Raw genomic sequence first — 17806 nt, forward strand, 5'->3', positions numbered from 1 at the left:
ATTCGACTGGCGCACGCGAATCGCCATCACGGTCGGCACCTGGGTGTTGTACGCGCTTGGGGCCACGTGGCGCGTGAAGGTGCATGGCCGACACGCGCTGCTCGATCGTACGCCGGAGGCGCCGCGAGTCGTCTTCACGCTCTGGCATGGACAGATGCTGCCGATCCTCTGGGCGCATCGACAGCCGACCGGCGTGATGATCAGTGAGCACAAAGATGGCGAGATCATCGCGCGCATCGTCGGTGCGTTCGGCTTCTTTGGCGTACGCGGTTCGTCGTCTCGCGGTGGCACCCGCGCGCTGCTTGAAGCGGTGCAAGTGCTCAAACGTGGCGCCGATATGGCGATTACGCCCGATGGTCCACGAGGACCACGCTACAGCTTTGCCGCCGGCGCGCTCGTGCTGGCGCATCGGGCGGGCGCGCCGATCGTGACACTGGTTGCGCATGTGGATCGCACGTGGCAGTTGCGCAGCTGGGACGGATTCGAAATTCCGAAACCGTTCGCACGGGTGACGATCGAGTACGGCGTGCCGGTCATGCTGGAGGGTCCCGATGGGCGTGCCGTCGCCGCGCGTACCGAGGAGTTCGCCCAGCGGATGCGCGATGCGGTCGTTCGTGTGGAGACGCTGTCGAAAGCGCCGACGAGCGCGTGACACAATGAGCATCGGGACCGGCAGTCGCGCGTTCGTGTCGTACGTCTGGACCTCTTCATCGGTCGGCGCGCGTCTGGTACGCATGGCCCTCATGCCGCTGAGTTGGTTGTTCCGTGTGATCGTGGCGCGTCGCAATGCGGTATTCGACGTGCGGGTGCGCGCTGGCGCGCTCCCCGTGTCGGCGTTGCCGGTACTCTCGGTTGGCAATCTCACCGTGGGTGGCACCGGGAAGACGCCCATCGCCTCGTGGTTTGTCTCGCGATTGCAAGCGGGCGGTGCATCGCCAGCGCTGGTGTTGCGTGGCTACGGCGACGATGAGTGGCGCGTTCATGGACTGCTGACACCCGGTGTTCCCGTGATCGTCGCACCCGAGCGTGCCGTGGGACTTGTCACGGCTCGAGGTAAACAGTGCGACTGCGCCGTGCTCGATGATGCGTTCCAGCATCGTCAGCTGTCACGGGTCATCGATGTGGTGTTGGTGAGTGCTGATGCGTGGCAGGAGCCGGTCCGGCTGCTGCCGAGCGGTCCGTATCGGGAACCGCTCGACAGCCTGAACCGGGCGTCCGTCGCGGTGATCACCGTCAAGGCGGCCCCGCCTGAGCAAGTGCAAATGTTGCGGGCGGCCATTCGCTCGGCGGCGCCGGCCGTGCCTATCGCACAAATACGACTAGTGCCGGGGACCATTCGGCTGGCCGAGACAATTGGCCTCGGCCAGGGGTCGCCGCGCGGGCTCCAGCACGATCCGACCTGGCTTCGCGGACGAACGCTTGTCCTGGTGAGCGCCATCGCGGATCCCGACGCGTTTCGTCTCCAGATGGAGGCGGCAGGAGCCGTGGTCCAACATCACGCCGTGTATCCGGACCATCATAACTTCGCGACCGGCGACCTGTCGGACATCGTGGCACGGGCCGATCCGTCAGCAGTGGTGCTCTGCACCCTCAAAGATGCCGTCAAACTGGTACCGCTGTGGCCTCGCGCCGGGGCCGCTCTTTGGTATGTTTCCCTGACTGTGGTGGTCGAGCAAGGCGCCGAGATACTGGATCAGGCAGTAGCCCACGTATTGGCGGCGCGCAGGGCCATCACTCCCACCGCCGGCTGAGTCCGGCCTAAAATACCTGGCGAAATGGCTATCGACCTCCTCCGCCTGCCGACGGACAGTATCGTCCGACCGGACAAGGACAGGTTTCTCAACGAAGAAAATCCGTTCGAAGCGATGATGTCCCGCTTCGACCGTGCCGCCGAGCTGCTCGATCTCGAGCCTGGCATCTACAAGATTCTTCGTAATCCCGAAAAGCAGCTCATCGTTTCGGTCCCCGTACAGCTCGACAATGGGGACGTGGAAGTGTTCACCGGCTACCGCGTGCTGTACAACACGTCGCGGGGGCCGGCCAAGGGTGGCATTCGCTTCGACATGAAGGTCACGCTCGAAGAAGTGAAGGCGCTCGCCGCGTGGATGACGTGGAAGTGCGCCGTGGTGAATCTGCCCTTCGGCGGTGCCAAGGGAGGCGTGATCTGCGATCCGCTCACGATGAGCGTTGGCGAACTCGAGCGCGTGACGCGCCGCTATACCAAGGGCATTATTTCGTTGTTGGGGCCCGACACCGACGTCCCCGCGCCGGATGTGAATACCAATGAGCGCGTGATGGCGTGGGTGATGGATACCTATTCGATGCACGTCGGTCGCACCGAGAATGCCGTCGTGACCGGGAAGCCGATTGAAATGGGTGGCTCGTACGGTCGCCGTGAAGCCACAGGTCGTGGCTGCATGCTGGTGACCCGCGAGGCACTCGAACACCTCGGCCTGCCGATGAAGGGGGCGACGGTGGCGGTGCAGGGCTTCGGCAACGTCGGTTCGACGGCGGCCAAGCTGATGGCAGCGGAAGGGTGCAAGATCGTCGGCATCGGCGACCGCGCCGGTTCGTTCTACAACGCGAAAGGTATCGATGTCGACGCCGCGATCGCATACGTGGAGAAGCATCGCTCGCTCGAAGGCTTCACGGGCGCCGACATGATCGATGCCGATACGTTGCTCACGCTCGATGTGGACGTGCTGGTGCCGGCGGCACTGGAAAACGTCATCACGACCAAGAATGCCGCGCGCATTCGCGCCAAGGTGATCTGCGAGGGCGCCAACGGACCCACCACGGCCGCCGCTGATCCGATTCTCGACGAGAAGGGAATCTTCGTGATTCCCGACATTCTCGCCAACGCGGGTGGCGTGACGGTGTCGTACTTCGAGTGGGTGCAGGATCGCATGGGCTACTTCTGGTCCGAGGCCGACGTGAACGAGCGACTGGGCGGCATCATGACCCGCAGCTTCCAGGATGTCTTGTCGCTATCGAAGCAACATCGCGTGAACATGCGCACGGCCGCGTACATGTTGTCGATCAGCCGCGTGGCCACCGTGCACCGCCTCCGCGGCATCTACGCGTGACTGCAGCTCCGCATGATCGGTGAGGCGGCGCCGGATCCGGAGCCATGCGGATCTCGCTGCTGGTAATCGGCCGGCCCCGCCACGCGGGGCTGGCCGATGCCATTCGGGACTACGAAACGCGGGCGACGCGCTATTGGCCGCTCGATGTCATCGAAGTCAAGGAAGAATCTGGACGTGGGCTGACCCCGGCGCTGGTGATGGATCGCGAGGCCGAGCGACTGGCTGAGCGTATTCCATCCGATGCGCAGGTCGTTGCCTGCGATCCAGGCGGGGATTCGATGGATTCGCCCCGGTTCGCGGCGTGGCTGCAGGAGCTCCGTGAGCATGCTCGCAGCGTAGCGTTTGTGATCGGCGGTGCACACGGTCTCGGTGAGGCCGTCCGCGGGCGATCGGTCCGTCGATTGTCGTTGGCCCCATGGACGTTGCCGCATGAGGTAGCGCGGCTGGTGCTCTCGGAGCAATTGTACCGAGCGGGCACCATCATTCGAGGCGAACCGTACCACAAGTGAGCAGAGGGCGTGAGTGTCCGTGAGCCAGTTCCGATGTCGGTAGACGGCGTGATCATACGTACGGCCCAGCTGGGCGGCAGCACGCTTTCGCAGGCGGTGCAGCGCGGCGACGTCGGTGGGGAGTGGTATTCCCATCGGCCGTCGTCGCCCGCGGCGTGGCGCGCGCATGCGCTTCAGGTGCGAGCCTCGCTGGAGGGATTCGATTGGCTCACGACGCTCGCGCCGGCCTTCGCGGCAACGGGAGCGGCGGCCGACCGGCTCGCGCAGGCGGCGGCGCGAGGCGTCGTCGTGACGACGGGTCAACAGCCCGGACTGTTCGGCGGTCCGGCGTATACGTGGACCAAGGCGCTGAGTGCGCTGTCTCTCGCCGACGAACTGTCGGCGGCGCTCGATATGCCGGTGGCGCCTGTATTCTGGGCGGCCAGTGACGACGCTGATTGGATGGAAGCGGCCGTTACGCATGTTGCAACAACCCGTGGCCTCCAGACCTTATCTCTCGTTGGAGAACCGACCGAAGGGATCGCGATGGCCGACGTGCCACTTGGCGACCTGAGTGCCGCCCGTGCGACACTCGCCGCGGCTTGCGGATCGGCCGCCCACTCGAGCGTGCTCGACGCCGTCGACGCGGCGTACGTTCCCCACGCCACCGTCGGCGCCGCATACGTCCAACTGCTCCGGGCCCTCCTCGAGCCGCTCGGCATTGCGGTCCTCGATGCGGCGCATCCGGCGTTCCGGGCAGCCTCCGATCCCTTTCTTCGCCGTGCGCTCACCGCAGCGGCGAGCGTCTCCGAAGCACTCTCGGCTCGAACGCAGGCCATCGTGGCGGCCGGCTACGCGCCGCAGGTGGACGGAGTCGACGGATTGTCGTTGGTGTTCCTCACGGCGCTCGTGTCGAAGGCCGACGCGGTTCAGCGCGTTCGAGTTCGTGTTCCTGTGGCGGACGCGGCCACGGTGGCTCGTGAAGCCGAGGTCGGGACACTTGGTGCCAATGTCCTGCTACGCCCGGTGCTGGAGCGGTCGTTGCTGCCCACACTGACCTACGTCGCTGGCCCCGGGGAGTTGGCGTATTTCGCACAAGTCGCACCGATCGCGTCGGCGCTGGGCGCGCCGGCGCCGATCGTTTCGCCGCGTTGGGCCGGCGAAGTCCTCGACGACGACGCCTACCGCGCGCTCGATCGGCTCGGCCTCTCCGAAGAGACGCTGCGCGATCCTCACGCCGCCGAGCAGCAGGTAGCGCAGCGGCTGATGGACGACGGAATCAGCGACACTCTGGAACGGTTGCGAGTCGCGATCGATGCGCAGCTCCGCGCGCTGCGCGACAGTGTCGATGGCGCCGGGTCTCCCGTCACACACGACGTGGTTGCGGGACTCGCGCGCGACCTGACGCACCGAATCGACAAGTTCGAGCACCGCGTACTGGGGGGCGTCAAGCGCAACGAAGTCGATGCGATGCGCGAGCTCGCGTATGTGCGCGCATCACTGCGACCGATGGGTTCGTCGCCGGAGCGGGTGCTCAATCTGCTGCCGTATCTCGCGCGATTCGGCGTCGGGCTCCTGACGCGCCTTCGATCGGCCTCGCTATCGCACGCGCACGCGCTCGTGCACGGAACTCGCGCCGATTCATGAGTGACGCCGGGGGCGGACGCTCCGCCTTCGTCGTCGGGGCGGGCATCCTGATCAGTCGTGTCGTCGGGTTGCTGCGACAAACCGCGTTTGCGTACTACTTTGGCGCGGGACCGGCAGCCGACGCCTACGGTGCCGCGTTCAAGATTCCCAATGCCGTGCGCAACTTGCTGGGAGAGGGCACGCTCTCGGCGGCGTTCGTACCGATCTACAGCCGGCTGCTGTCGCGCGACGATCCGCGCGCCGCGCGCGCGTTGTCGAACGCGGTGCTCGGACTGCTCCTGGCGGCAACGTCAATACTGACGCTGATCGGGATTCTGGCGGCGCCGCTGTTGACACGCGTGCTGGCGGGGGGGTTCGATGACACGACACGAGAGCTCACCACGCGGCTGACGCGCGTGATGTTTCCCATGACCGGCCTGATGGTGCTGAGTGGCTGGTGCCTCGGCATTCAGAATTCGCATCGACGCTTCTTCTGGTCCTACGCCAGCGCTGCGATCTGGTCGCTTGCCCAGATCGCGCTGCTCCTCATCGGCGGGCCGCACGCCGCCGACACGGCTACACTCTCGTACTGGCTTGCCTGGGCTACGCTCGGGGGTGCGGTCCTGCAGATCGGTGCGCAGGCTCCGGAAGTGCTTCGTCTCGCCGGCCCGCTTCGACCCACCCTCGATCGTGCGGCCGAGGGTGTGATGCCCATGCTGCGCAATGTGCTGCCGGTGGTTACTGCGCTCGGTGTCGTTCAGATTTCGTCATTCGTCGATCTGTACATCGCCTCGTTTCTGCCCTCGGGGGCCGTCGCCAACATCGGGTACGCGAACACCCTGGCGCTCTTGCCTGTATCGCTGTTCGGCGTCTCGGTCGCGGCCGCCGCGCTGCCCGACCTGTCGCGTGATTCCGGTGCCATGGCCATGGAGGCCCTGTTGGAACGGGTGCGCGGTGGTTGGCAGCGCATCCTGTTTTACATCGTACCCAGCGCCGTGGTGTTCATCACGCTCGGTGACTACTGTGTCGGTATTCTCTACCGTGCCGGACGGTTCGGTGTGGCGGAGCAGACGTCAGTGCACTGGATCCTGGCAGCGTACGCCATCGGCCTCGTGAGCTTCGGGTCGGTCAAGCTGCTCGGGTCGGCGTACTATGCCCTTCAGGACTATCGCACTCCGCTTCGCGCCTCGATGGCGAGTATCGTGGTATCGGTGATCGTGTCGGTGAGCGTTGCCGTGCCGCTGCGATCACTCTCCGTAGCGGCGGCTGGCATCGCCCTCGGATCGGCGGTTGGGTCGTACGTCAATCTGGCGATACTTGCCAGTGGATTGCGGCGCCGGCTCGGCGCGTTGTACACGGCGACGATGTGGAGCGGTACACGACGCATCGTGTTCGCAGCATTCGTCGCCGCCGTGGTGGGCACGCTCTTGCGATCTGTGCAGTCTCACTGGTTTCCCACCATGCACCCGCGACTTGCCGGCATACCGGTGCTGAGCGCCTTCGGTGCGACGTATCTCTTGGTGGCATGGACCATGGGTTCGGCTGAAGCCGCGCGATGGCTCCGGCGACCGGTGCGCAAGGTGGGTGCATGAGCGCGGACCACGAGCAGCGGCTCAGCGACGCATTGCTGGTGCCCGAGGACGATTGGACCAGCGCGGCGATTGCGCGCGGCATGCCGACAGGCGTTGCGCAGAAGCTGCCGCATCTTCCCGAATCGCCCGGCGTCTATCTCTGGAAGGACGCCGAAGGGCAGGTGCTGTACGTCGGCAAGGCTAAGCGTTTGCGCTCTCGAGTCAAGAGCTACTGGGCGCAGGATCACTTGAGCAGTCCGAAAACGCGCGGGTTGATGCGAAAGGTCCGGGATCTCGACACGATCGTGGTGCCGAACGAATCGCATGCGTTGATTCTCGAAGCGACGCTGATCAAGGAGTATCATCCGCGCTTCAACATTGCGCTGCGGGACGACAAATCGTATCCGTACATCAAGGTCACGGTACAGGAGCCATTTCCGCGCGTGATCGTGACGCGCCGACTGCAGGACGATGGCGCTCGCTACTTCGGACCGTACACCGACGTCGGCTCGATGCGACGGGCCATGAACGTCGTCAAACGGATCTTCACCGTTCGGTCGTGCCACTACAACCTGCCGAAGGAAGCGCCGGAACGGCCGTGCCTCGATTACTTCATCAAACGCTGCCAGGCGCCGTGCGTGGGATATCAGACCACCGACGACTATCGCGCGATGATCGACGAAGTGGTGTGGTTTCTCGACGGACGCACGAGCGATGTCGTGCGCCACGTGCGGGAACGGATGCTCGACGCATCGGCGCGTCTTGATTTCGAGCGCGCGGGTGAGCTGCGCGATGCGTTGCGACATCTCGAGAAAATGGAGGAACCGACAGTCGTGCTCGAGGTCGAGGGGGGCGACCGCGACGTCGTTGGCTACGCCCGCGACGGGGCAGACGCGTGTGTCGTCATCATGCGTATCCGGGGCGGGAAGTTGCTGGCGCGCGACCACCGTCTCGTGGAGCATGCGGACGACGAGGAGGATGGCGCAGTGCTCGGCGCCTGTCTCGCGCAGTGGTATCGCACCGCCGAAGCACGCGCGGCGGATTTGCTCGTGCCGTTCGACTTCGAAGATCGCGAGTCACTGGCCGCGTCGCTCAGCGGCACCACGATCCGCATCCCGCAACGCGGTCCGCGTCGAGCGCTGGTGGATCTCGCCGACAAGAACGCGCAGCATTTGCTCGAAGAGTTCAAGCTGGCGGCGCTGGAAGCTGATGAACGCGCCGCCGATCCGGTGTACGAGTTGCAGCGAGAGCTGGGCTTGCCGCGCTTGCCGCGTTCACTGATCTGCTTCGACATCTCGCACGCGCACGGCACCGACGTCGTGGCGAGCGCGGTCTGGTTTGAAAATGGACGGCCGAAGCGCGCCGAGTATCGCAAGTTCAAGATTGCGATTTTTGAAGGCAACGATGACTTCAAATCGATGCACGAAGTCGTCACGCGCTATTTCACGCGTCGCGTGACCGAAGAGCTAATGCTACCCGATCTCGCCGTGATCGACGGCGGCAAGGGTCAGCTCGGTGCCGCACGCGCCGCGCTCGATGCGTTGGGCATCACATCGATCGGGTTGATCAGCCTCGCCAAGCGAGAGGAAGAGATCTTCCTTCCTGGCCGTAGCGATCCCGTGCGACTGCCACGTCGCTCGCCGGCGCTTCGCATGCTGCAACAGGCGCGCGACGAAGCCCATCGGTTCGCCGTCACATTTCAGCGACAGAAGCGCGCGGCGCGTACGATCACGTCGGAGCTGCTGAAGATTCCCGGCGTCGGCCCCGGCAAGCGGCGTGCCCTGCTTACGTCCTTCGGCAGCGTGCAGGGCGTTCGAGAGGCGACCGTCGAGCAGATTGCCGCGGTCCCGGGCTTCGGCCCGGCCTCCGCTCAACGGCTGCTCTCGGCGCTGGGCGTTCCATCCCGTGTACCTCCGTCGGAGATTCCCATCGTTCCGACTTCTGACGTTCCTCTCGACTCGACTCCCGAATGACTGCTGCGTCTTGGACTCTGCGCTGTTCCGCGTGCGACATGGCGGCGGCGCGCGATCGCGCCTCCGTGTGCGCATCGTGCGGACAACCCCTTTTCGCGTACTACGCGCCAGTGCCGAAGGGAACACCACTCCTCGACCGGTGGGATGCCTGGCGCTATGCGCCGTTCATGCCGCTGGAGACCGGGGAAGTCCCGGTGTCCCTTGGCGAGGGGCTGACGCCGATGATCGATGCGCCGGCGCTGGCCGCGGCGACCGGTGTTCGCCGTCTCTGGATCAAAGACGAGTCACAGAATCCGACCGTGTCGTTCAAGGCACGCGGAATGAGCGCCGCCGTGACCCGCGCCAAAGCGCAAGGCTACCCCGGCCTCGTGGTACCGACGGCAGGGAACGCCGGTGCCGCCCTCGCCGCCTACGGCGCCGCCGCTGGCATGCCCGTGCGCGTGTTTGCGCCGCGTACCACGCCGCGCCCGATTCTCGACACGATCGAGGCGATGGGTGCGACGCTCGTACGAATCGACGGGCACATTGGTGATGCTGGCAAGCTGGCAATCGCCTACGCGGCGGAATCCGGGTATTTCAACGTCTCGACGTTGCGCGAGCCGTATCGCGTTGAAGGCATGAAAACGATGGGCTTCGAAATGGCCGAACAGCTCGGCTGGCGACTGCCCGACGCGCTGGTGTATCCGACCGGCGGAGGGGAAGGGACGATCGGGATCTGGAAAGCCATCAACGAGCTCATGGCCAGCGGATGGTTGCCCGACGGCGCGAAACAGCCGCGGTACGTGGTGGCCCAAGCCGCGGGATGTGCACCGATTGCGCGAGCCTTTGCCGCCAACGAGGATCGCGCCACGCCCTGGGTCGATCCCGTGACGTACGCCAGCGGACTGCGTGTGCCGTCTCCGCTTGGGGATCGGCTCCTGCTGCGCGTGCTGCGCGAAACCGATGGAATCGCCGATACGGCCACCGAAGAGGCAATTCGCGAGTGGACGCTTCGCTTGGCCATGGCGACGGGCATCGATGCCGCGCCAGAGGGCGGCTGTGCACTGTCGGTACTGCGTGATGCGGTGACGGCGGGCACACTCTCGGCCGACGCCGAAGTCGTGGTGTTTAATACGGGCAGTGGTGCGTCGTACCGCGCGTAATTGCGCCGCTCGCCTATCACTCGAGTGGCGTTTCAGTGTTCGGTGGGACGAATTGCGCTGGACTGAAGGCGCGAAGAGGCGCCGCGCGAACCTGTGCGCCCGTCGGGGTATAACAACGCAGTAGCTATCATGGCACTTACGAGGAGAGCAGTGATGAAGGCTCGGATGTGGACAGCAGTGGTGAGCGCGACGGTGCTGAGCGCGGGAATGCCGGCGGCGGCGGTTGCGCAGGGCGCGTGCGAGATCAACGACAGCAGCCCGTTTCAGGTGAATGGCGCGAAGCAGTACGTCATCGCCGCCGCGGCCGCGAAGCGCGCTGATGAGGTGCCCAAGCACCTGCGGAACGCGATTCGTGTGCTCACCGACGACCCGTCGAAGATCAAGAACGACGCCGGTCGTCAGTGGATGCTGGTGCGCGCCTACGCGCAGTGGCTTCAACGCGAGGACGCGAGCTACGTGATGAAGCGGGGCGACGTTGGTTTTACGCAGAATCCGGCCGGCTCTCAGAACCTGCTCCTCGCCCTCGATTCGGCGGCGACGGCCGTCGAGTCGATGTTGCCGCAATGCACGGACAAAGTGCGCCCGTATCGTGAACAGTTCTTCGGCGAGATCCTGAACAAGTCGATCGCCGCCATGGGCGCAGAGCAGAACGACTCGGCGGCGTACTTCGCGACCCTCTCGCTGCAGGTCGCGGGTTCCGATCCGCGTCCGTGGAACGTGCTGTCGTCCGTCTATCAGAAGCAGAACAAGATGGATAGTGCGATGATCGCGATGGAGAAGGTGATTGCGCTCTCGGGCTCCGACACGCTGTACGCCAAGGTCAAGCAGCAGAGCCGCTATAATCTGGCGGTCATGTCGTTGACCCGTGCCGAGGCGGACGCGGCAGGCGAAAAGAGGGACGCCGAGATCAAGGCTGCTCGTGCGCTGTTGGAGGCATATCTGAAGGACACGCCGGGGGACGCCAACGCGGCGCAGGCGCTGGGTCGGGCAGTTCGTCTGTCGGGTGACACGGCGGCGGTCACGGCGATCTTCGCCGACATGCTCAACGCGCCGGACAAGTTCACGGCTGACCAACTGTTCGAGGCCGCCTCGAACGCTGCCGCGACGGGCCACGACGCCGACGCGTCCAAGCTCTTCGAGAACGGACTCAAGAAGAATCCGTACCATCGGGTGGCGCTGACGAATTACGCCAACGTGTTGCTCACGCTGAAGGACGCCGCTCGCATGGCGCCGGTGGTTACGCGGTTGGCGGAAATCGATCCCAACTTCGACCGGGCCTACCGCCTCATCGCCGCGCTCTGGCAGCTCCGCGCGCGGGCGGAATCCGATCCCACCAAAAAGAAGGCAGCCAACGATTCGGTGTTGTTCTACCTCGATAGGCAGACCAAAACGAATCCGCGGGTCGACATGACGCTCGCCCAGAAGTCGGGGAATGCCTATACCGTCCAGGGCACCGTCAATAACGAAGGTAGCGTCACGGCATCCTGGACGATGAAGCTCGAGCTCCTCGACGCAGCGGGCGCCGTGGTCGCGAGCAAGGACGTAGCGATCGGACCGGTGGATGCTGGTGGGAACACGACCTTCTCGGTGAAACTCGAGGCGCCGAAAGCCGTCGCGTATCGCTACGCGCCCCTCAAGTAAGTCCATGTTCTAAATTGACTTCGGACCTCACAGTTCGTATATTTTGTCACGTGGGTGGCAGCGCTACGGTTGCCGCCCCTTGTCATCCGGGGGAAGGCCTTTGGGCTTCTTCCCCTGTTTTCGTCCCGGGTCATGGTTCGCGTCACACGTGTGCAGCCAGGGAGCATTGCCGACGAGATCGGCATCGTTCCTGGCACTGAACTCCTCGCCGTTAACGAACGGCCGTTGGAAGACTTCCTCGATTGGGAGTTCCTGACGGCCGATGAGGCGTTCATCGTGTCGGCGCGGCTACCGGATGGTTCGGAAGTTGAATACGATATCGAACGGGACGGCGGTGAACCGATGGGTGTGGAGCTCGCGCCGCCTACGGTGCGACGATGCGCCAACCGGTGCGAGTTCTGCTTCATTGAAGGACTCCCCAAGGGATTGCGGAAGGGACTCTACATCCGCGACGACGATTACCGGCTGTCCTTCGCGTACGGCAACTTTGCCACGCTGTCGAACGTGAAAGAAAAGGACATCGCGCGTATCCTCGAGTACCGACTGTCGCCGTTGTACGTGTCCGTTCATGCGACGCCGTGGGAAGCACGGAAGGTCCTCCTCAACAACCCGCGCGTCCCGAATATCGTGGACCAGCTCACGCGGCTGGCCGAGGGCGGTATTCAGTTCCACGGGCAGATGGTCATCGTTCCCGGCCTGAATGATGGCGACGTGCTTGAGCAGTCACTCACCGATCTCTGGACCCTCGGTGATGCGGTGATGTCCGTGGCGCTCGTGCCGGTCGGTGTGACACAGTTTTCGCATCTGTACAACGGCAAGTCGATGGATGCGGTGAATGCTCGCTGCTTGCTCGATACGGTGCATCGATGGGCCGAGCGTGGCGTCGTCGAACGTGGTGACCGGTGGGTGTTCGGTTCTGACGAGCTGTACCTGTTGTCCGACGAGCCGCTTCCCGACATGGCGCATTACGGCGACTTCTCGCAGATCGAGAATGGTGTCGGTGCGGTGACCTCGTTGCGCGCCCGCCTGCGTGCCGGACTCTCGCAACTGCCCCGCCTCGACGGCAAGAAGATTGGCGTCGTGACGGGTGTCTCCATGACGCCGTTGATGCCCGAATTGCTCGACCTGCTACGTGAAGCCACCGGCGCCGAATTTTCGCTCATCACCATGGAAAACTCGTTGTTCGGTCCGACCACGACCACCGCCGGATTGCTGGTGGGGGCCGATATTCGCAAGGCGCTCGTTGATCGGCTCGATCTCGATCTTGCGCTCATTCCCGCCGAGTGCATCAACGACGATGGACTCTTTCTCGACGAAGAGTCGTTCGTGGCGGTGCGAGAATCGCTGCCGATGCCCGTGTACCCTTCGTACGATTTCATAGACGCGCTGGTCCCGGAAGGTGACGCGGCGTTCCAACCAGCCGCATGAGTCTTCCAGTCATAGCCATCGTCGGACGTCCCAATGTTGGGAAGTCCCATTTGTTCAATCGTATCGTCGGCGACGCGTCCGCGATCGTCAGCGAGGAAGCGGGCACGACCCGCGACCGCCATTTCGGCCAGGCCGACTGGGCCGGCCATCACTTCTGGCTGGTCGATACCGGCGGTCTCGTCGAAGATTCGAATGAGCCGATGGACGTCGCCATCCGCAACCAGGTCATGCAGGCGATCGACGAAGCGGATCTGCTCATGCTCGTGGTCGACGCCAAGGTCGGCGTGCACCCCAGCGACGCGCGCCTCGTCGATATCCTGCGTCATGCGAAGAAGCCGTGGGTACTGGTCGCCAATAAAGTCGACGATCCGAACAGCGCCGACTTCTACGACTTCTACCGTCTTGGCGTGACCGACGTGTACCCCGTGTCCGCCGCCAACGGCAAGGGCTCGGGAGACCTCCTGGACGCCGTCGTCGCGGCCATTCCGGAAACGGATGAAGTCCCGTCAGCAGCAGTGCGCATTGCCGTCATCGGCCGTCCGAACGTGGGCAAGTCATCGTTCGTGAACAAGCTGCTCGGTGAAGAGCGACTCGTGGTAAACGACGAATCGGGCACCACGCGCGATTCGATCGACGCCCCGATGCGTTATCACGATCAAGAGATCATTTTCGTCGATACCGCCGGATTGCGGCGGCAGTCGAAGATCGATGACGGCATCGAATTCTACTCGGCGCTGCGCACACGTCGGGCCATTGATTCGTCGGATGTCTGCATCCTCATGGTCGACGCAACGGAGGGGTTGCAAAACCAAGATCTGAAGATCGCGACGCTGGCGTGGGAAGCCGGTCGCGGGCTGATCATGGTAATCAACAAGTGGGACCTGTACGCGGACAAGACGGACAAGAGTTCGGCCAAGTTCCGGAAGGACGCCGTCGAGAAAGTGCCGTATCTTGGCTTCGTGCCTTTCCTGTTCACGTCGGCGCTGACTGGCCAGCGCGTGAACAAGGTGCTCGACATGGCGCTCGAGGTGCAGGCACAGCGCACTCGCCGCATCTCCACGTCGCAGGTCAATGACGCACTGCAGGAGATCATTGCTCGACTGCAGCCGCCGCAGGCGGCGGGTCGCGAAGTGAAGCTGAACTACGCCACGCAGGTGGAGACCTCTCCTCCCACGTTTGCCTTCTTCGGGAATCACCCGGAGCTGATCCCCGAGAACTATATCCGCTTCATCCACAATCAACTTCGAGAGAAGTGGGGCTTCACCGGGTCGCCGATGCGCATCATCATGCGGAGCAAGCGCGAGTCGTGAGTTCCATGCTCGCCCAGGCCGCAACGCTGCTCGCCGCGTACATGATTGGCTCTTTTCCCACGGCGTACCTCGTGGGGAAAGCCAACGGTGTCGATCTGCGGACGGTGGGATCTGGCAACCTCGGTGCGACGAACGTGTTTCGCACGCTGGGGTGGAAGTGGGGGCTGCTGGTGTATGTCGTAGATGGCCTCAAGGGGGCACTACCGGTGCTGCTGCTCCCCGCCGCCATCGGAATGGCGTCGGGGTGGCCGTGGGGAGTCGGGTGTGGCCTGCTTGCGATTCTCGGACATGTTCGCCCCGTGTTCCTGATGGGTAAAGGGGGAGGCAAAGGCGTCGCGACCGCGAGTGGCGTGTTCATCGCGTTGACGCCCATTCCGGCGCTCTGTGCCATCGGCGGTTTCGTGATCGTGGTCGCGACGACTCGGTACGTGTCGCTTGGCTCGCTGGTCGGTGCTGTGGTATTGCCGGTGGCGTTGTTGCTACAGCAACGTGCGATCACGCCGCTCGTGATCGTGAGCGCCGTCGTTGGCGCGTTTGTCTTCTGGACCCACCGTGAGAACATCGGCCGTCTGCGCCGCGGCGAAGAACGCCGCGTGGAACGGACATCGTCGCCTTCCGCCGGAGGACGCGCCTGATGGATCGTACGATCGCCTGTGCCGTGATCGGTGGTGGTGCCTGGGGGACGGCGATCGCCGATCGTCTGGTGCGCAACGGTCATCGTGTAACGCTCTGGGCGCGCGAATCGGATGTGGTCGATGCGGTCAACGCGCGTCACGAGAACCCCCGGTTCCTGCCCGATATCGCGCTGGCACCGGGGCTTATCGCGAGCAGCGACATGGCTGTCGCGCTGCTGGACGCCGGTCTTGTGGTGTATGCCGCTCCGTCGCACGTGCTGCGAGCGGTTGTCGCGTCCTGCGCCGGTGCGATTGCGCCGGGCGCGGTGTTGTCGGTGGCCACCAAGGGCATCGAGCGCGGGACGCTGGCGTTGATGACCGATGTCGTCGCACAGGAAGCGCTCGGGCATGACGTGGTGGCGGTGAGTGGTCCGAGCTTCGCGGCTGAAGTGGCCAAGGGTCAGCCCACCGCCGTCGTCGCCGCCAGCGTCTCGCCGAGCGCGGCCAAACTGGTACAGGGCGCCATGAGTGCTGCCGCATTCCGCGTGTATACCAGCGATGACGTCGTGGGTGTGGAACTCGGCGGCGCGCTCAAAAACGTGATGGCGGTTGCCACGGGTATCCTCGACGGGCTCGGGCTCGGGTACAATCCGCGAGCCGCACTCATGACACGCGGTTTGGCGGAGATGACGCGACTTGGGGTCTCCCTCGGAGCACGTGCCGAGACCTTCGCCGGGCTGGCGGGCCTCGGTGATCTCGTGCTGACCTGCACCGGCGCGCTTTCGCGCAACCGCGCGCTCGGCGTGGCGATCGGGCAGGGGCAGTCGCTCGACGAGGCTCTGGCGGGAAAGGACAGTGTGGCCGAAGGCGTGCTGAACGCGCAGAGTGCGAAGGCGCTGGCCGACCGGGCCGGTGTCGAGATGCCGATCATCGATGCGACGTATCGGATCCTGTTTGAGAAACAGGATCCGCAGGAAGCGGTTGCGGAGTTGATGGTGCGCGAACTGCGCGCGGAGCGCGACTGAGTTGGCAGCGCCCCGCGGCGAACCGATCCAGGAGTTCTATTCGATTGGTGAGGTCTGTTCACTCACCGATCTGAAACCGCACGTGCTGCGCTATTGGGAGAGCCAGTTCAAGCTGCTTAACCCAGCCAAGAATCGCAGCGGCAATCGTGTGTACGCCCGTCGCGAAGTTGAGCTGATTCTGCTCGTGAAGCATCTGCTCTACACTGAGAAGTTCACGATCGACGGCGCCCGACAGAAGCTCGATGAGCACCGCAAGGGCGGCTCGCTGCGACCGACGGCCCGAGCGGCGCTCGAAGTGGAGACGCTCGAGAGTATCGAGCGAGATCTGGCGGAGTTGCAGGCCATGCTCGATGACCGACCGGCACCGCGTCCTCGATAGCGCGACCCACGCCGTGTTTTTGCGTGTTCGCTCTCTTCGCTTTTCGTCTTTCACCCGATCCGATGCGCATTCTTCTCAGTAACGACGACGGCATTCTCGCCAAGGGCTTGGGCGTGCTCGAGCAGGCCTGTCTGCCGCTCGGCGAGCTTAGCGTCGTGGCCCCAGATCGTGAACAGAGCGCGACCAGTCATTCGCTGACGCTGCATCATCCGCTGCGTCCGGTGCGACTCGGTGAGCGTCGTTGGCAGGTGGACGGCACGCCGACCGATTGCGTCATGCTCGCGTGCGAAGCGCTGCTCGACGCGCGCCCTGACTACGTGATCAGCGGTATCAATCACGGCCCGAACATGGGCGAAGATGTGCTGTATAGCGGCACGGTGGCGGCGGCGATGGAAGGTCTCGCCCTCGGCATTCCGTCCATCGCGGTCTCATTTGCCGGCAGCGTGCTGCGCGCGGATGCGCTGCTCGAGACGCAGGTGGAGGTGTTGCGCGATCTGTTGACGCACCTGATGTCGCTCACGTCGTTCCCGCGAGAAACGCTGTTGAACGTGAATCTTCCCAACGTGGCCGGTGATCAGATCAAGGGCGTGCGTCTCACGCGCCTCGGTCGTCGCGTGTTCAGCGATTCCATCACCAAGATGAAGGACCCTTGGGGTCGCGAGATCCTGTGGATCGGCGGTGGCAGTGTGGAGTGGAGCGGTCCAGACGACTCCGATTTCCGCGCCGTGCACGACGGATATATCTCGGTGACCCCGTTGCATCTCGACCTCACGCACCGCGATGTGCTCGATACGGCGACGGATTGGTGGCGTCCACTGTAGAGCCGGAGTTCCGTGGCGCGCGTCGACGGCTCGTCGAGGCGCTTCAAGACAAGGGCATTCGCGATCTGGCCGTGCTGCGGGCGATCGATCAGGTGCCCCGGCATCTGTTCGTACCGCCCACCGTGCGCCACCGCGCATATGAAGATTCGGCCCTGCCGATCGGCAGCGGGCAGACGATCTCACAGCCCTATGTGCACGCCCGCGCCCTTGAGCAGCTGATGCTCACGGGCAAGGAGAAGGTGCTCGAGATCGGCACGGGTTCCGGCTATCAGACGGCGCTCTTGTCCGAACTCGCGGCGCAGGTGTTTTCGATCGAACGTTTTCCGGCCTTGCTCGACAAAACGCGCCCGATTCTGCAGCAGGCCAACGTGCGTAACGTCTCCATCCTGCTCGGTGACGGCACACTCGGCTGGCGTGAGTATGGTCCCTATGACGGCATCGTAGTCAGCGCTGGCGCGCCGCACGTGCCACCGGCGTTGGAGGAGCAGTTGGCTGAAGGTGGACGGATGCTGATTCCGATCGGTGGTAGGGACGAACAGATGTTGACACTGTTCGTAAAGCGCAACGGAGTTTTAGAAGGTCGTGACATCGTTCCGGTCCGCTTCGTCCCCTTAATTGGGGCCGGTGGTTGGCCGGCCTGATTGATCTGGCCGTTGCGCACGTTTGCGCGCGACTGCTCCTCGGCGCATCTTCGGCACTCAC

At 64.2% G+C, this 17806-nt stretch carries 16 protein-coding genes; all 16 read left to right on the forward strand.

Annotated features, from left to right (window positions below; genetic code table 11):
- A partial coding sequence (locus tag ACLL97_RS11410; protein WP_411280599.1) for a lysophospholipid acyltransferase family protein occupies positions 1-652 on the forward strand: 652 nt, incomplete at its 5' end.
- Positions 653-656: 4 nt separating this feature from the next.
- The gene (locus ACLL97_RS11415; protein WP_411280600.1) at positions 657-1751 is read left to right on the forward strand and encodes a tetraacyldisaccharide 4'-kinase; all 1095 of its coding nucleotides are present in this window, start codon (positions 657-659) and stop codon (positions 1749-1751) included.
- A 24-nt stretch (positions 1752-1775) separates the two neighbouring features.
- Positions 1776-3086, forward strand: a complete 1311-nt coding sequence (locus tag ACLL97_RS11420; protein ID WP_411280601.1) for a Glu/Leu/Phe/Val family dehydrogenase — start codon at positions 1776-1778, stop codon at positions 3084-3086.
- Positions 3087-3130: 44 nt separating this feature from the next.
- Entirely contained in the window at positions 3131-3595 is a 465-nt protein-coding gene (locus ACLL97_RS11425) for a 23S rRNA (pseudouridine(1915)-N(3))-methyltransferase RlmH (protein WP_411280602.1), read from the forward strand.
- Between the two features lie 9 nt (positions 3596-3604).
- Complete coding sequence (gene bshC / locus ACLL97_RS11430) at positions 3605-5221, forward strand: bacillithiol biosynthesis protein BshC (protein ID WP_411280603.1); 1617 nt, start codon at positions 3605-3607, stop codon at positions 5219-5221.
- On the forward strand, positions 5218-6792 hold the full coding sequence (gene murJ / locus ACLL97_RS11435; RefSeq protein WP_411280604.1) for a murein biosynthesis integral membrane protein MurJ: 1575 nt from the start codon (positions 5218-5220) through the stop codon (positions 6790-6792). Before bshC ends, murJ begins: the two co-directional genes overlap by 4 nt.
- Positions 6789-8744 carry an excinuclease ABC subunit UvrC gene (gene uvrC, locus ACLL97_RS11440; RefSeq protein WP_411280605.1) on the forward strand — a complete coding sequence of 652 codons (1956 nt, stop codon included), beginning with the start codon at positions 6789-6791 and terminating at the stop codon, positions 8742-8744. The genes murJ and uvrC overlap by 4 nt, the downstream gene beginning before the upstream one ends.
- Positions 8741-9886: a threonine synthase gene (locus ACLL97_RS11445; RefSeq protein WP_411280606.1), complete on the forward strand. Its 1146-nt coding sequence runs from the start codon at positions 8741-8743 to the stop codon at positions 9884-9886. Before uvrC ends, ACLL97_RS11445 begins: the two co-directional genes overlap by 4 nt.
- Before the next feature lie 153 nt (positions 9887-10039).
- Positions 10040-11527: a tetratricopeptide repeat protein gene (locus ACLL97_RS11450; RefSeq protein WP_411280607.1), complete on the forward strand. Its 1488-nt coding sequence runs from the start codon at positions 10040-10042 to the stop codon at positions 11525-11527.
- Positions 11528-11659: 132 nt separating this feature from the next.
- Positions 11660-12955 carry a DUF512 domain-containing protein gene (locus ACLL97_RS11455; RefSeq protein ID WP_411280608.1) on the forward strand — a complete coding sequence of 432 codons (1296 nt, stop codon included), beginning with the start codon at positions 11660-11662 and terminating at the stop codon, positions 12953-12955.
- Entirely contained in the window at positions 12952-14265 is a 1314-nt protein-coding gene (der, locus tag ACLL97_RS11460) for a ribosome biogenesis GTPase Der (protein ID WP_411280609.1), read from the forward strand. The genes ACLL97_RS11455 and der overlap by 4 nt, the downstream gene beginning before the upstream one ends.
- Before the next feature lie 5 nt (positions 14266-14270).
- Complete coding sequence (plsY, locus tag ACLL97_RS11465; protein WP_411280632.1) at positions 14271-14900, forward strand: glycerol-3-phosphate 1-O-acyltransferase PlsY; 630 nt, start codon at positions 14271-14273, stop codon at positions 14898-14900.
- Positions 14900-15904 carry an NAD(P)H-dependent glycerol-3-phosphate dehydrogenase gene (locus tag ACLL97_RS11470; RefSeq protein WP_411280610.1) on the forward strand — a complete coding sequence of 335 codons (1005 nt, stop codon included), beginning with the start codon at positions 14900-14902 and terminating at the stop codon, positions 15902-15904. Before plsY ends, ACLL97_RS11470 begins: the two co-directional genes overlap by 1 nt.
- 1 nt (position 15905) lies before the next feature.
- A complete protein-coding gene (locus tag ACLL97_RS11475) occupies positions 15906-16283 on the forward strand; it encodes a MerR family transcriptional regulator (RefSeq protein WP_411280611.1) in 378 nt (125 codons plus the stop codon).
- A gap of 62 nt (positions 16284-16345) precedes the next feature.
- Positions 16346-17104 carry a 5'/3'-nucleotidase SurE gene (surE, locus tag ACLL97_RS11480; protein ID WP_411280612.1) on the forward strand — a complete coding sequence of 253 codons (759 nt, stop codon included), beginning with the start codon at positions 16346-16348 and terminating at the stop codon, positions 17102-17104.
- Complete coding sequence (locus ACLL97_RS11485) at positions 17086-17745, forward strand: protein-L-isoaspartate(D-aspartate) O-methyltransferase (RefSeq protein ID WP_411280613.1); 660 nt, start codon at positions 17086-17088, stop codon at positions 17743-17745. The genes surE and ACLL97_RS11485 overlap by 19 nt, the downstream gene beginning before the upstream one ends.
- Positions 17746-17806: the final 61 nt, after the last annotated feature.

Origin of the sequence: Gemmatimonas sp. (assembly GCF_046594945.1) — a bacterium.
Taxonomy (GTDB): domain Bacteria; phylum Gemmatimonadota; class Gemmatimonadetes; order Gemmatimonadales; family Gemmatimonadaceae; genus Gemmatimonas.